The sequence below is a fragment of the Caulobacter sp. HJHS_5 genome (genome assembly GCF_056683955.1).
Map to the genome: position 1 here is coordinate 307,736 of NZ_JBWZNC010000001.1, position 13,510 is coordinate 321,245.

A 13,510-nucleotide genomic window follows, 5' to 3' on the forward strand; every position below is an offset into this window, starting at 1 on the left:
ACGAAATGGTCCGAAACCAGACTAGGCCGGTCTGGCGGCAAAGGAACTCGCCAAGGTGACGAGGTCGAAGCGCAGGCCGTCGGCGGGCGATGTGAGCTCCGCTTCCACGGCGGCGTGTTCGCCGCGCCAGATCGGCAGGGCCTCGGCGAGACGTTCGATCCCGGCCTCGGTCAGGCGCAGCAGGCGGCCGCGGCGATCGTCCGGGTCCGGGGCGGACACGACAAGGCCGCGCCGCTCGAGCGGCTTCAGCGCCGCCGTAAGCGTCGTGCGGTCCTGGCCGAGCACGGCGGCGACGGCGCTCATCCGTGGCGGCGACGGGCGGTTGAGCGCCATCAGCAGCGAGAACTGGCCATTGGTCAGGCCGGCGGGGGCCAGGGCCTGATCGAAGCGCCGCGCCAGGGCGCGCGCCGCCCGCTGTACGTGCAGGCAGAGACAGGCGTCACGAACTTCCAGGGTGTCGGCGAAGGTGAGGGCGGGCTTTGACATCACCGTCATGTTGCGTTGATATCAACTTATAGACAAGCGACGAGGTCGCCGGGACCAGCGCCGCGGCAGGGAGACGCCTCATGGCCTACGAAGGCATGTTCTGCTGGTACGACCTGATGACGACCGACCGCGCGGCCGCCCAGGCCTTCTACGGCGCGGTGGTCGGCTGGACCTTCAAGGACAGCGGCATGCCGGGGCCGCAGCCCTACATGCTGATCCAGGCGGGCGACCGCCAGCTCGCCGGGCTGATGCAGCTTTCCGACGAGATGTGCAGCGCCGGGGCCCGGACCGGCTGGATGGGTCATATCCTGGTGGCCGATGTCGACGCCAAGGCCGCGCAGACCGCCCAGCTCGGCGGGGCGGTGCATCGCCCGCCGGCCGACATCCCGGGCGTCGGCCGCTTCGCGATCGTCGCCGATCCGACCGGGTCGGTCTTCAGTCTGTTCCAGGCCGCGCCGGAGTATCCGGTCCCGCCCCCGCCGCCGATGGATACGCCCGCCTGGTGCGGCTGGCGCGAACTGCACGCCGGGTCGCTGGACGCGGCCTGGCCGTTCTATGAAGCCATGTTCGGCTGGAAGAAGGCGGAGGCTTTCGACATGGGGGGCCCCGTCGGCGTCTATCAGACCTTCCGGTTCGGCTTCTCGCCGGACGACAGCCCGGGCGACGGCGGCATGATGACCAAGATGGCCGACACCCCGGTTCCGCATTGGCTCTATTACTTCAATGTCGACGCTGCGAGCGCGGCGGTGGAACGCATCAAGGCCGGCGGCGGCCAGGTGCTGATGGGACCCATGGAAGTGCCGGGCGGCGGCTGGATCGCCGTGGCGCTGGACCCTCAGGGCGGCGCCTTCGCGGTGCTGGCGGACAAGGCCTGAGCACCGCGATCCACACCCGCGCGTCCCTGGCGCGCGATCTGCGGACGCTCGGGGTCGAGGCCGGCGACGCGGTCATGGTGCACGCCGCCATGAGCCGCGTCGGCCGGCTGCTGAACGGGCCGGACGCGCTGATCGACGCTCTGCGCGATGCTGTTGGTCCTGAGGGGACGGTCCTGGCGTATGTCGACTGGGACGGCGCCTACGACGACCTGCTCGACGACGAAGGGCGTGTTCCGGCCGAATGGCGACCCCACGTTCCGGCCTTCGATCCGGAGCGCTCACGGGCGATCCGGGACCATGGCGTGCTGGCGGAGTTCATCCGCACCACGCCGGGCGCGCTACGCAGCGGTAATCCCGGCGCCTCGGTCGCCGCCATCGGCGCTCGGGCTGAGGCGTTCACCGCCGACCATCCGCTGGACTACGGCTACGGCGAGGGCTCGCCGTTGGCGCGGCTCGTGGCCGCCGGCGGCAAGGTGTTGATGGTGGGCGCACCGCTCGACGCCATGACCCTGCTGCACCATGCCGAACACCTGGCCGATATTCCGGGCAAGCGCATCCGCCGCTACGAAGCGCCGCTGGCGACGCCCCGGGGCGTCGAATGGCGGATGATCGAGGAGTTCGACACCAGCGATCCGGTGGTCGAGGGCCTGGCCGACGATGTCTTCGCCACCATCGTCGAGGCCTTCCTGGCGACGGGGCGGGGCGCGCGCGGCCCGATCGGCCAGGCGCCCTCGGTGCTGGTCGGGGCGGCTCCGATCTGCGCCTTCGCCGTCGACTGGCTGGAGCGAAACGCGCCGCGCCCGTGAGAGCGCGGCGCTTTCAGATCGCTACCAGATGCGAACCCGTTGCTCGGGCGAGCGGTACATCTTGTCGCCCGGCTTTACGCCGAACGCGTCGTACCAGGCGTCGACGTTGGGCAGCACCACATTCACGCGGGTGATGTCCGGCGCGTGCGGGTCGGAGACGACCTGCGAGCGCAGCGTGTCGTCCCGCATCTTGTTGCGGTAATATTGGGCGTAGCCGAGGAAGAAGCGCTGGTCGCCGGTCAGGCCGTCGATCACCGGCGCCGGCTTGCCGCCCAGGCTGGCGTGGTAGGCGTCGAGCGCCACCAGGATGCCGCCGAGGTCGGCGATGTTCTCGCCCATGGTCAGGTCGCCGTTGACCTTCAGGCCGGGCAATACCTCGAACGCCGAATATTGGGCGCCCAGCGCCTTGGCCGAGGCCTCGAAACGCTGGCCGTCGGCGGCGCTCCACCAGTCGACCAGTTCGCCCTTGGCGTCGTAGTGGCGGCCGCTGTCGTCGAAGCCGTGGCCCATCTCGTGGCCGATCACCGCGCCGATGGCGCCGTAGTTCACCGCGTCGTCGGCCGCCAGGTCGAAGCTGGGGGCCTGCAGGATGGCGGCGGGGAAGACGATCTGGACGAAGTTCGGGCTGTTGTAGGCGTTGAACGTCTGCGGCGTCATCGCCCACTCGGTCTTGTCCATCGGCTTGCCGAGCTTGCCGAGATCGTGCGCCCACTCGAAGGCCACGCCGCGCTGCATGTTGCCGTAAAGGTCGTCCGAGCGGATCGTCAGGTTCGAATAGTCGCGGAACTTGCTCGGGTAGCCGATCTGCACGTCATAGGCGGCGAGCTTCTGCAGCGCCTTGGCCTTGGTCTCCGGGCCCATCCAGGCCAGGCCGTTGATCCGGCCGGCGTAGGCCGTGCGCAGGTTTTCGACCAGGGTGGTCATCCGCGCCTTGGCTTCCGGCGGGAAGTATTTGGCGACATAGACTTCGCCGATCGCCTCTCCGAGCGTCGCCGAGGCGGCGCGCACGCCGCGCTTCCAGCGCACCGGCAACTCGGGCTGGCCGCTGAGCGGGCTGGTGTACATCTTGAAGCGCAGTTGGACGAAGTCGTCCGAGAGGTAGGGCGCCGCGCCGTCGGCCAGGTGGAAGGCCTGGTAGGCCTTCAGGGTATCCAGCGGCGTCTGGGCGTAGAGCGCCGCGATCTTCGGCATGGCGGTGTTCGAGGCGAAGATGAAGCGGTCGACATTGCTCATGCCGGCGCCGGCGAAATAGGCCTTCCAGTCGAAGCCCGGGGCCTGGGCCGTCATCTCGGCCACGCTCATCGGGTTGTAGACCTTCAGCGGATCGCGGCGATCGACACGGGTCCAGGAAACCTCGGCGATGCCGGTTTCGAAGGCGACGACGGCCTTGGCCGTCTCGGCCGGGTTGGCCCAGCCGATCTTGCCCAGCATGGCGGCGACATAGGCCTCATAGGCCTGCTTCTTCTCCGCGAAGCTGGGCTGCAGGTAGTAGTCGCGGTCGGGCAGGCCGAGGCCGGCCTGATCCATGAACACCGCGTACTTGGTGGTGTCCTTGTCGTCGGCGCCGATGCCCATCTGCCAGAGGCTGTACTGGAAGCCCGACTGGCCCTTGCCCATCAGCCCGGCCAGGGCCGAGCGGTCGCTGGCGGCGCGGATTTCGGCGAGATCCTTTTCCATCGGCTTGCCGCCGAGGGCGTCGACCGCCTTCTGGTCCATGAAGGCCTTGTAGGCCGCGCCGATCTTGCCCTTGGCGTCACTGGCCGCCGGACTCGCCGGAGCGGTCTTGGCGGCGTCTTCCAGGATGGCGTGGACGCGGGCTTCGGAAAGGTCGCGCAGGATGTTGACCGTGCCGTACCAGGTCAGGTCCGCGGGGATCTGGGTCTTCGCCAGATAGCCGCCGTTGGCGTAATCGAAAAAGTTGTCGCCCGGCTTGGCGGCGGTGTCGCGGCCCGCGAGGTCGAAGCCCCAGGTTCCGTACTTCAGATTATCCAGGCTCTGGGCATGGGCCGGCGCGGCTATGGCGATCGAGACGGCGGCGAGGACGGGCAGGGCGCAGGCGCGCAGCAGCATGTTTTTCAAGGAAGACGTCCAATGGCGCGGGCGCGCGTTGGCCGCGCCGGCAGATACAGGGAGATTTCCTCCACCTCGCGGGGCGGTGGAAGCGAATTTCGCCCCGTCGCAGGTTAAATTTTGGAAAGGAAAGGCTGGCGGAGCCGGAGGGATTCGAACCCTCGATACCCTTTAGGGGTATGCCGCTTTAGCAAAGCGGTGCCTTCAGCCTCTCGGCCACAGCTCCATCAGCGAGGGGGTCGATAGCCTGTTCGATCCGGGCTGGCAATCGGGGGTTCGCAAACGGCTTGCCTTGACGTGGGGTGCGGCGGCTTGTCACATCCCGCCGCTACCAGGGGAATTGACGACAGCAGCCAACAGGGAGAGGCGGCATGAACGGCAGGACCATGGCGATGGCGGCAGGGGCGATGGCCCTGGCGCTCGCGGGCGGCGTGGGCGTTTGGGCCCAAAACGCCCTGCAACCGGCGAAAATGAGCTTCTTCATCACCAGCGTGGGCTCGGGCAAGGGCGCCGATCTCGGCGGCCTGGCCGGCGCCGACGCCCATTGCGCGCAACTGGCCAAGGCGGCCGGTTCGCCGAAGACCAATTGGAAGGCCTACCTCAGCACTGGCGGGGCCGGGGCGGTGAACGCCCGCGACCGCATCGGCGCTGGCCCCTGGTACAACGCCCACGGCGTCGAGGTGGCCAAGAACCTCGCCGACCTGCACGGCGAAGCGCCCAACATGAGCAAGGCCAACGAGCTGACCGAGAAGGGGACGATGGTGAAGGGGCGCGGCGACACGCCGAACGAGCACGACATCCTCACCGGCTCGAAGAAGGACGGCACCCTGGCGACCAACGCCGAAGGCCAGCCCCTGACCTGCAACAACTGGACGAGCAGCAGCGCCGGCATGGCCCGCGTGGGTCACTTCGACCGCCAGGGCGGCGGCGACGATCCGACCTCGTGGAACTCGGCCCACAACAGCCGCGCCTGCAGCCAGGCCGACCTCGTGGCCACCGGCGGCGCCGGCTATCTGTTCTGCTTCGCGCCGAACTGACCGTCCGAATCTGACGTCCCCGCCCGCCAGCTTGCGGGCGGACAAGGTAGGAACTCCTGGTCCCCGGCGGCGTTCTGGCCGCCGGGGGCTTGGGCTTTCAAGCCGTTCGTGGATTCGTCGGCCGGGCCGGCGCTGTGCTGGAGGCCGGACGATGACGCCGAGCGACGACGCCCCCCTGATTGCCGACATCGCCAGTGAACTGGGACGCCGCTTCCGCGAGGTGCGCGCGGGGACGGAAGCCCTGGCCGCGCCCCTGAGCCCCGAGGATCAGGCGGCCCAGTCTATGCCGGACGCCAGCCCGACCAAGTGGCACCTGGCCCACACCAGCTGGTTCTTCGAGACCTTCCTGCTGACGCCGCATCTCGAGGGCTACAAGCCGTTAGATCCGGCGTTCGGCTATCTGTTCAATTCCTACTACGAGGCCGTCGGCCCCCGGCAGCCGCGTCCCGAACGCGGGCTGATCACGCGACCGTCGGCGAGCGAGGTGCTGGCCTACCGCGCCCATGTCGACGCCGGCATGACGCGGCTGCTGGCCGACTTGCCGCCGGGGCTCACCGCCCTGGTCGAACTCGGTCTCGCCCATGAGGAGCAGCATCAGGAGCTGATCCTGATGGACGTGCTGCATCTGTTTTCTCGGTCGATCCTGTCGCCCGCCTACCGATCGGGCGCGGCCCCGAAATTCCCAGCCGTCGCGACGGCGCGTTGGCGGCGCTTCGAGGGCGGGGTGGTCGAGATCGGCGCCCAGGGACGCGGGTTCGCCTTCGACAACGAGACACCCCGCCACAAGGTCTATCTGCAGCCCTTCGCCGTCGCCGACCGTCTGGTGACCAACGGCGAGTGGCTGGCCTTCATGCAGGACGGCGGCTATCGGCGGCCGGAACTCTGGCTCTCCGACGGCTGGGCGACGGTGCAGGCCGAGGGCTGGCAGGCGCCGTTCTACTGGCGACAGGAGAAGGGCGGCTGGTCGACCCTGGGCCTCGAAGGCCGCCTGCCGGTCGATCCCCGCGCGCCCGTGCTCCACGTCAGCTACTACGAGGCGGCCGCCTTCGCCGAATGGGCCGGCGCGCGCCTGCCGACCGAGGCGGAATGGGAGCACGCCGCCGCTTCAGGCGAGGCTCTCACGCAGCTCTACGATCAGGCCTGGCAATGGACCCGCAGCGCCTACGACGCCTATCCGGGCTTCCATCCCGGCCCGGGCGCGGTGGGCGAGTACAACGGCAAGTTCATGAGCGGACAGATGACCTTGCGCGGCGGGGCCTCGATCACGCCGCCGGGGCATGCTCGCGCGACCTACCGCAATTTCTTCCACCCCGCGCAGCGCTGGATGTTCAGCGGCGTGCGCCTGGCCAAGGACGCAGCGGAGAAGATCGTGACGCCGAGCGCCAACTTCGCCGAGGACGTGATCGAGGGGCTGTCGCAGCCTACCAAGGCCCTGCCGCCCAAGTACTTCTACGATGACGAAGGCTCGCGCCTGTTCGAGGCGATCTGCGAGACGCCGGAATATTACCCGACACGCACGGAGTTGGCCCTGCTCAAGCAGGCCGCGCCCGAGATCGCGGCCCACATCTCCGACGGCGCCGTGCTGGTCGAGTTCGGCAGCGGCGCCAGCCTGAAGACCCGCGTCCTGCTCGACGCCGCGCCCCAGGCCGCCGTCTATGTGCCGATCGACATCAGTCCGGACGCCCTGGCCCAGGCCGCGGCGGCCATTGAAGCCGACTATCCACGCCTGATCGTCAGCCCCCTGGCCGACGATTTCACCGCCGCGCTGTCGTTGCCGGAGGCGGCCAGAGGCCGGCCGCGCACGGGCTTCTTCCCAGGCTCGACCATCGGCAACTTCGCCCCAAGCGACGCGGTCGAATTCCTGGTTCGGGCGCGCGGCCTGCTCGGCTCGGGCGCGCAGTTCATCGTCGGCGCGGATCTGGTCAAGGACGAGGCGACGCTGGTCGCCGCCTATGACGACGCGGCGGGCGTGACGGCCGCCTTCAACCGCAACCTCCTGACCCGGATCAACCGCGAACTCGACGGTGATTTCGATGTCGCCGCCTTTGACCATCGCGCCGTGTGGAATCCTGGCGCGAGCCGGATGGAGATGTGGCTGATGAGCACGCGGGATCAGGCGGTGCGCGTGCTGGACCGAACCTTCCGGTTCCGGGCGGGCGAGGGCCTGCATACCGAGAACTCGTACAAGTTCACGCCCGAGGGCTTCGCGGCCCTGGCCGAACGCGGCGGTTGGTCGGTGATGCGGAAGTGGATCAGCCACGCGCCGCAGTTCGGCATCTTCCTGCTGTCGGCGGTCTGAAGGCGGCGCGTCTTCGCACGCGCGGAGAGGCGCTCGCACGCGGTGCGGCGCCCTCAAGAGAGAAAGCAGGACCTGCCCCGTCGGTCCTGCTCAAAGGTCTTGAACTCAGCTTTCGCCGAGCGGCGGGCGTCCGCCGCCGCGTGAGGACGAGCCGCCTTTGCGGCCCGCGTTGGCGGCCAGGTCGCGGTCGCGAGCGAAGCTGCGCTTCTCTCCGGGTACGCTGGCGCCGCCCTTGCGGGCGATTTCCCGGCGGCGAGCCGGGTCCATCGCCGCAAATCCGCGGCGACCTCGGCCAGTCGGTCGGTCGGTATCGAGGGCCATGTCTTCCTCCAAGACTTAAGCGGGGGCTAAGGGGTCGTATCGACGGCGCGGCCGTCGTCCGGCAGCTTCGGTTCCTGAGCCGGAACTTCCTGGGGCGCGTCGGCGGGATCGATCTCTGGCGTTGGGACGTCAGTGTCCGGCGGCGGGATTTCGGGGTCGGGCATCGGCAGCCTCAAGCGGAACAGAGGCTTAACCGGTGAAAGTGCGAATGGGTTTCATGGAAGCGGCGCATTAAAACGCTTGCGCCCTCGCTTCCACGTCGAAAGCCGTGATTCGAGCTGGCCGTCCGGGCGACTTTGGCGGGTGTTTTCAGGCCTTAGCGGCTGGCTTCTCGACCAAGTTCGAGTTGGGTCTGGGCCGGGGTCTTCGGCAGCGTCTCCAGACGCAGCACGCCGTCATTATCGGTGTCGAGGCGGCGGAACCGTCGCATGGCCGCGGTGGTCGCTTCGGCGAGCGTGATGCGCCGATCGAGATCGCCGTCGCTCCCGCTCACCGGTTGCGGTTCATTGATCAGACCGTACAGGGCCGCACCCTCCGCCGTCCTGATCGGGGCTGGGCGTCCGCCGAAGCCGAGGAAGCCGCCGGTGCGGCCGCGGCGCTCCGGCGCGCGGTAACCGAGGTCGGCGCGCTGGGCCGACAGTTCCGGCACGATCGTCTTTTCGTAGGCGCCGGCCTCGAAGCCGTCGACGACCTCGTCCTTGTTGGTGTCGAGCTGCTTGAACAAGATCAGGGAGTCCTCGACGAACTCCGTCAGGGTCAGTCGACCGTCATGGTCGGCGTCGGCGCGGGCGAACCACGCCCCGACCGGATAGGCGGCGCCGGGCGGGGCGCGGAACGGTTCGCCGGAAGGGGCGATGAACAGGTTTTCGCGAGGCGCGCTGGGCGGTGGCCGGGCTTCGCGCGGCGCGCGGCGCGGCGGCGGCGGGTCCAGCAGGTCGATCTGTTGAGCCACGGCTTCGCCCGCCATGGCGGCGGCTAGGCAGGCGAACAACAAGACGCGCATCGGCTCTCCGAACCACAAACGACCGGCCCCGGAATTCCTATAACCATCCAGCGCGGATGGCGCGGCGAAAGCGTGGCCTGCCGCTAGATGGGGAGGCTGACCCGCGCCGTCAGCCCACCGCCTTCACGATTTGTCAGAATGACGTCGCCGCCGTGGGCGCGGGCGATGGTGCGCACCACCGCCAGGCCGAGGCCGATCCCGCCGGTTTCCCGGTTTCGCGACGGCTCCCTGCGATAGAAGGGCTCGAACACCCGCTCCATCTCTTCCGGCGGCACGCCGGGGCCGTCGTCCTCGATCTCGATGATGGCGTGGCCATCGTCTCGGCTCAGGCGGCCGCGCGCCTGGCCGCCGAACTTCAGGGCGTTCTCGACCAGATTCGAAATCAGGCGGCGCAGCGCCATGGAGTCGCCGCGAATGATCACCTTCTCGGAGCGCTCGACCTTCACATCGGCGCCGCTCTCGGCCGCGTCGTCGAACACGGTCTCAAGCAGGGAGGCCAGCTCCAACTGGCTGCGGTCGCCGGGCTGCGTCGCGTCGCGGACGAAGGCGAGGGCCGCCGAGATCATCTCGTCCATCTGATCGATGTCGCCGATCGACTTCGCGCGCACATCGTCGGGCGCGCCCTCGATCCGGAAGCGCAGACGGGTCAACGGCGTGCGCAAGTCGTGCGCGATGGCCCCGACCATGGCCGTCCGGTCTTCGACGTAGCGGCGCAGGCGACGCTGCATCTGGTTGAACGAAGCGACGGCGGAAACCACTTCGGTCGAACCGCCCATTTCCAGCGGCGGCGCATTGGGATCGCGGCCAAGCTGCTCCGCGGCGCGGGCGAAGGTCGCCAGGGGCGCGGCCATCCGGCGGGCGAACAGCCAGGCCAGGGGCGAGACGATCAGGGCGGACAGCAGGTTGATCAACAGGATGCGCTGCTGCCACGGCGCCAAGCGGAAGCGATGATCCGGCGAGGCGGCCAGCCAGAACCCATCGGGCTGCAGCACGGCCACTTCGAAGTCGCCGAACACCACCGGCTCCTCGAACCCGGGGCGGCGACGGTTGTCGATCTCCTTACGCGGCGGTCGGCGATCGCGCAGGACGAAGCGCGGGCCCGGGTCGGTCCAGATCTGCACCCGCGTCGGGTCGATGGCCAACTGCTCGGCCACCACGTGCTTGAATTCCTGTTCGCGGCGATTGTCCTCGCCGGCCCCGCGGATGTTGTTGGTGGTCTTGACGACGATGGAACGGCCTTCGCGCGCGTCGGCGCGCTGGCGCGTGCGCAGGGCCTGGGCCACCTCGCTGGCGCGATAGACGTCCGGCGGCGGCTGCGGCACGCGCATGAGGAAGATCGTGCTGACGATCTGCGACGCCATCAGCGTCACGATCACCAGACCGATGGCCTGCAGAAACAGGGGACCCGAACCGAGCCGCTGACGAAGCGACGGTCTCATGCGCTGCGCGTCACCTTCGCAGTGAACATATAGCCTTCCGAGCGTACGGTGCGGATCAGGTCGCCCGCGCTGTCGTCCAGCTTGCGGCGCAGCCGGCTGATCTGCACGTCGATGGCCCGGTCGTAGGCTTCGGACTCCCGGCCACGGGCCAGATCGAGCAGTTGATCGCGGGTCAGCACCCGCTGCGGCCGCTCCACGAAGGCGCGGAGCAGCGAGAACTCGCCGCTGGAAAGATTGACCACCACCCCCTGCGGCGAGCGCAGCTCGCGGCGCACGAGGTCCAGCCACCAGCCGGCGAAGCCGCAGCCGGCCCCCACCGTGCCGTCGGCGACCGCGCCGCGCGGCTCGTGGCGGCGACGCAGAACCGCGCGCACCCGGGCGAGCAGTTCGCGCGGATTGCAGGGCTTGGGCAGATAGTCGTCGGCGCCGAGCTCCAGGCCGACGATGCGGTCGGTCTCCTCGCCCATGGCGCTCAGCATGATCACGGGGGGACCGTTCTGCGCCGCCAGACGCCGGCAGATCGAAAGGCCGTCTTCACCGGGCATCATCACGTCGAGCACGATCAGGTCGACCGGGCCGCGGGCCAGCACCTGCTCCATGCCCCGTGCGTCGCCGGCGGTCTCTACTGTGAAGCCATGCCGGCCAAGGAAATCGGACACGACATCGCGAATCCCGGGGTCGTCATCGACCATCAGGATACGAGCGCCGCCTCCGCGTTCGGACTCTGGGACCATACTCATGGTCTCCTTTTTCCACGCCCGCGTCTCACCCGCATGTCACGGTTGTAACAGGAGAAACATCCGCCAGCGGCGGGCTGACGCAGGCTCATGGCCTCACCCTCGACGGGCCAGAATGTGATCGGCGACATAGGGGTTCGACCGGCGTTCGGCCCCGAAACTCGACATCGGCCCGTGTCCCGGCACGAACTGCACATCGTCGCCGAGGGGCCAGAGCTTGCCGGTGATCGCGCCCAGCAGATCGTCGAGATCACCGCGGGGGAAATCGGTGCGGCCGATCGAACCCTGAAACAGCACGTCGCCGACCTGGGCGAAACGCGCTTCGCGGTGGAAGAAGATCACGTGGCCCGGCGTGTGGCCCGGACAGTGGCGCACCTCGAACTCGGTCTCGCCGAGGGTGACGACATCGCCGTCCTCCAGCCAGCGGTCGGGTTCGAACATGCGGGCCTCGGGCATGCCCCAACGCTCGGCCGAAACGCCGATGTCGTCGATCCAGAACTGGTCGTCGCGGTGCGGCCCTTCGATGGGCGCGCCGGTCTTGAGTTTCAGTTCCGCCGCGCCGCCCGCGTGGTCGAGGTGGCCATGGGTGATCCAGATCTTTTCCAGGGTCAGGCCGTTGTCGTCGAGCGTCTGAAGCAGGCGCGGAACCTCGCCGCCGGGATCGATCGCCGCCGCCTTCCGGGTTCTGGCGCACCAGACGATGGTGCAGTTCTGCTGCAGGGGCGTGACCGGCGCGATCAGGGCGCCGATGGGGGGACTGGGGGCGTTCAACGATGACTCCTCGACGCCGCGAAGATCGGGCGTCGGCGAGGCGAAGGGAAGGGGCGTCATAAGCCGAAGGCCCGGACGTCGCCGCCCGGGCCTTCGCTTGTCCAGCGCCTGGACCCCCTAGGCGGGTCCGCCCGGCGCGTCTTCGTTCAGCGGCACGGCCTCGGTGATTCCCTTGGCCACGTGGCTGTTGCGGTAGCCATAAGCGAAGTAGGCGATCAGGCCGACGACGCCCCACGCCGGCAGCACCAGCTTGGCGGTCAGGCCGAGCGACAGGTACAGCACCGTGCTGCCGATCACCGCCAGCGGCGCGACGATCCAGATCAGCGGCGTGCGGAACGGACGATGACGGTCCGGAGCCCGCTTGCGCAGGATCATCACCGCCACGGCCACGAGGGCGAAGGCGAACAGGGTGCCCGAGTTGGAGTAGTCCGCCAGCTTGCCCACCGGCACGAAGGCCGCGGCCACGGTGACGAAGGCGCCGGTGACGATGGTCACGACGTGCGGCGTCCTGAACTTCGGATGCACCTTGGAGAGCACGCCCGGCAGCAGACCGTCGCGGGCCATCACGAAGAACACCCGCGTCTGGCCATACATCATGGCCAGGACCACCGAGGGCAGGGCGATGATCGCGGCGATGCCGAGCAGGTTGCCGACAAACGGATGACCGACGCTGCGGAGCACGTGCGCCAGGGCTTCGCGCGAGCAGACCAGCGGCTCGTGCGCGCTCTGGGCCAGGGTCGCGCAGCGGGCGGCCAGTTCGACCGAGCCGGGGCCGAGGATTTCGCCGTTCGGGCCGTAAACCGGCTGGGCGCCGTAGGCCCCGATCGCCCCGGCGGCGACCAGGAGGTAGAAGATGGTGCAGATGCCGAGCGACAGGATCAGGCCGAGCGGCACGTTACGTTGCGGGTTCTTGGTTTCCTCGGCGGCGGTCGAGACCGCGTCGAAGCCGACGTAGGCGAAGAAGATCGAGGCGGCGGCGCCGAGCACGCCAAGCCCGCTCGTACCAAGCGGATTGCCCCAGCCCAGCGGCGTGAACGGCGTGAAGTTCTGACCTTTCAGCAGCGGGAGGGTGAGGGCGATGAAGGCCGTCAGGGCCAGCACCTTCACCGCGACCAGGATCGAATTGACCTTGGCGCTCTCGCTGGTGCCGATCACCAGCAGGGTGGTGACCAGGATCGAGATGATCATCGCCGGCAGGTTGATGAAGCCGCCCGGCGCGTAAGGGCCTGTCGTCAGGAAGGCCGGCAGGTCGATGCCGAGGCCCTTCTCGATCAGGCCGGTTGCGAAGCCGGACCAGCCGACGGCGACGGCCGATGCGCCGAGGGCGTATTCAAGGATGAGGGCCCATCCCACCAGCCAGGCGATCAATTCGCCCATCACGCCGTAGGAGTAGGTGTAGGCCGAGCCGGCGACCGGCACCATCGATGCGAGTTCGGCGTAACAGAGGGCCGCCACGACACAGACGGCGCCGGCGACGATGAAGGAAATCATCATGCCCGGACCGGCCTTCTGGGCCGCCTCGGCCGTCAGCACGAAGATGCCGGTGCCGATGACGCTGCCGATACCGAGCATGGTCAGTTGGAAGAGGCCGAGCGATCGGTGCAGCGACTTCTTTTCGGCGGTCGCCAGGATCGAATCCAGCGACTTGATGCGCCATTTGTTCATT

General features: G+C 68.7%; 13 protein-coding genes and 1 tRNA gene. 4 read left to right on the forward strand and 10 right to left on the reverse strand.

The window, feature by feature from the left end:
* Positions 1 to 21: 21 nt before the first annotated feature.
* Positions 22 to 486, reverse strand: coding sequence for a MarR family winged helix-turn-helix transcriptional regulator (locus ACFLIT_RS01630; protein ID WP_479909433.1), 465 nt, complete (start codon positions 484 to 486; stop codon positions 22 to 24).
* An 80-nt stretch (positions 487 to 566) separates the two neighbouring features.
* On the opposite strand from ACFLIT_RS01630, the gene ACFLIT_RS01635 reads away from it, so the two are divergent.
* Positions 567 to 1,361, forward strand: coding sequence for a VOC family protein (locus tag ACFLIT_RS01635; RefSeq protein ID WP_479909434.1), 795 nt, complete (start codon positions 567 to 569; stop codon positions 1,359 to 1,361).
* 8 nt (positions 1,362 to 1,369) lie between these two features.
* Positions 1,370 to 2,167 carry an aminoglycoside 3-N-acetyltransferase gene (aac(3), locus tag ACFLIT_RS01640; RefSeq protein WP_479909804.1) on the forward strand — a complete coding sequence of 266 codons (798 nt, stop codon included), beginning with the start codon at positions 1,370 to 1,372 and terminating at the stop codon, positions 2,165 to 2,167.
* A 21-nt stretch (positions 2,168 to 2,188) separates the two neighbouring features.
* On the opposite strand, the gene ACFLIT_RS01645 is transcribed toward aac(3), so the two are convergent.
* Both ACFLIT_RS01645 and ACFLIT_RS01650 read right to left on the reverse strand, forming a co-directional pair.
* Positions 2,189 to 4,237 (reverse strand): M13 family metallopeptidase, encoded by a 2,049-nt coding sequence (locus tag ACFLIT_RS01645; RefSeq protein ID WP_479909805.1) that lies wholly within the window; start codon positions 4,235 to 4,237, stop codon positions 2,189 to 2,191.
* Positions 4,238 to 4,372: 135 nt separating this feature from the next.
* Positions 4,373 to 4,463 (reverse strand) — tRNA-Ser (locus ACFLIT_RS01650).
* A gap of 145 nt (positions 4,464 to 4,608) precedes the next feature.
* Here ACFLIT_RS01650 and ACFLIT_RS01655 point away from each other — a divergent pair.
* Both ACFLIT_RS01655 and egtB read left to right on the forward strand, forming a co-directional pair.
* The gene (locus ACFLIT_RS01655; protein WP_479909435.1) at positions 4,609 to 5,274 is read left to right on the forward strand and encodes a hypothetical protein; all 666 of its coding nucleotides are present in this window, start codon (positions 4,609 to 4,611) and stop codon (positions 5,272 to 5,274) included.
* Positions 5,275 to 5,425: 151 nt separating this feature from the next.
* Positions 5,426 to 7,573: an ergothioneine biosynthesis protein EgtB gene (gene egtB / locus ACFLIT_RS01660; RefSeq protein WP_479909436.1), complete on the forward strand. Its 2,148-nt coding sequence runs from the start codon at positions 5,426 to 5,428 to the stop codon at positions 7,571 to 7,573.
* A gap of 105 nt (positions 7,574 to 7,678) precedes the next feature.
* On the opposite strand, the gene ACFLIT_RS01665 is transcribed toward egtB, so the two are convergent.
* The 7 genes from ACFLIT_RS01665 to ACFLIT_RS01695 all read right to left on the reverse strand — a co-directional run bounded on the left by ACFLIT_RS01665 (position 7,679) and on the right by ACFLIT_RS01695 (position 13,509).
* Positions 7,679 to 7,894, reverse strand: coding sequence for a KGG domain-containing protein (locus tag ACFLIT_RS01665; protein WP_479909437.1), 216 nt, complete (start codon positions 7,892 to 7,894; stop codon positions 7,679 to 7,681).
* A gap of 26 nt (positions 7,895 to 7,920) precedes the next feature.
* Positions 7,921 to 8,058: a hypothetical protein gene (locus ACFLIT_RS01670; protein ID WP_479909438.1), complete on the reverse strand. Its 138-nt coding sequence runs from the start codon at positions 8,056 to 8,058 to the stop codon at positions 7,921 to 7,923.
* Between the two features lie 152 nt (positions 8,059 to 8,210).
* A complete protein-coding gene (locus ACFLIT_RS01675; RefSeq protein WP_479909439.1) occupies positions 8,211 to 8,897 on the reverse strand; it encodes an EF-hand domain-containing protein in 687 nt (228 codons plus the stop codon).
* Positions 8,898 to 8,980: 83 nt separating this feature from the next.
* Complete coding sequence (locus ACFLIT_RS01680; RefSeq protein WP_479909440.1) at positions 8,981 to 10,336, reverse strand: ATP-binding protein; 1,356 nt, start codon at positions 10,334 to 10,336, stop codon at positions 8,981 to 8,983.
* On the reverse strand, positions 10,333 to 11,076 hold the full coding sequence (locus ACFLIT_RS01685; RefSeq protein WP_479909441.1) for a response regulator: 744 nt from the start codon (positions 11,074 to 11,076) through the stop codon (positions 10,333 to 10,335). The genes ACFLIT_RS01680 and ACFLIT_RS01685 overlap by 4 nt, the downstream gene beginning before the upstream one ends.
* A gap of 93 nt (positions 11,077 to 11,169) precedes the next feature.
* Positions 11,170 to 11,844 carry an MBL fold metallo-hydrolase gene (locus tag ACFLIT_RS01690; RefSeq protein ID WP_479909442.1) on the reverse strand — a complete coding sequence of 225 codons (675 nt, stop codon included), beginning with the start codon at positions 11,842 to 11,844 and terminating at the stop codon, positions 11,170 to 11,172.
* Positions 11,845 to 11,961: 117 nt separating this feature from the next.
* Entirely contained in the window at positions 11,962 to 13,509 is a 1,548-nt protein-coding gene (locus ACFLIT_RS01695) for an amino acid permease (protein ID WP_479909443.1), read from the reverse strand.
* Position 13,510 lies beyond the last annotated feature (1 nt).

Coding starts and splice junctions, on each gene's coding strand:
- ACFLIT_RS01645 (WP_479909805.1), bottom strand. CDS start 4,237: ATGCTGCTGCGCGCCTGCGCCCTGCCCGTCCTCGCCGCCGTCTCGATC.
- ACFLIT_RS01665 (WP_479909437.1), bottom strand. CDS start 7,894: ATGGCCCTCGATACCGACCGACCGACTGGCCGAGGTCGCCGCGGATTT.
- ACFLIT_RS01695 (WP_479909443.1), bottom strand. CDS start 13,509: ATGAACAAATGGCGCATCAAGTCGCTGGATTCGATCCTGGCGACCGCC.
- ACFLIT_RS01680 (WP_479909440.1), bottom strand. CDS start 10,336: ATGAGACCGTCGCTTCGTCAGCGGCTCGGTTCGGGTCCCCTGTTTCTG.
- ACFLIT_RS01630 (WP_479909433.1), bottom strand. CDS start 486: ATGTCAAAGCCCGCCCTCACCTTCGCCGACACCCTGGAAGTTCGTGAC.
- ACFLIT_RS01635 (WP_479909434.1), top strand. CDS start 567: ATGGCCTACGAAGGCATGTTCTGCTGGTACGACCTGATGACGACCGAC.
- ACFLIT_RS01685 (WP_479909441.1), bottom strand. CDS start 11,076: ATGAGTATGGTCCCAGAGTCCGAACGCGGAGGCGGCGCTCGTATCCTG.
- ACFLIT_RS01655 (WP_479909435.1), top strand. CDS start 4,609: ATGAACGGCAGGACCATGGCGATGGCGGCAGGGGCGATGGCCCTGGCG.
- egtB (WP_479909436.1), top strand. CDS start 5,426: ATGACGCCGAGCGACGACGCCCCCCTGATTGCCGACATCGCCAGTGAA.
- ACFLIT_RS01675 (WP_479909439.1), bottom strand. CDS start 8,897: ATGCGCGTCTTGTTGTTCGCCTGCCTAGCCGCCGCCATGGCGGGCGAA.
- ACFLIT_RS01670 (WP_479909438.1), bottom strand. CDS start 8,058: ATGCCCGACCCCGAAATCCCGCCGCCGGACACTGACGTCCCAACGCCA.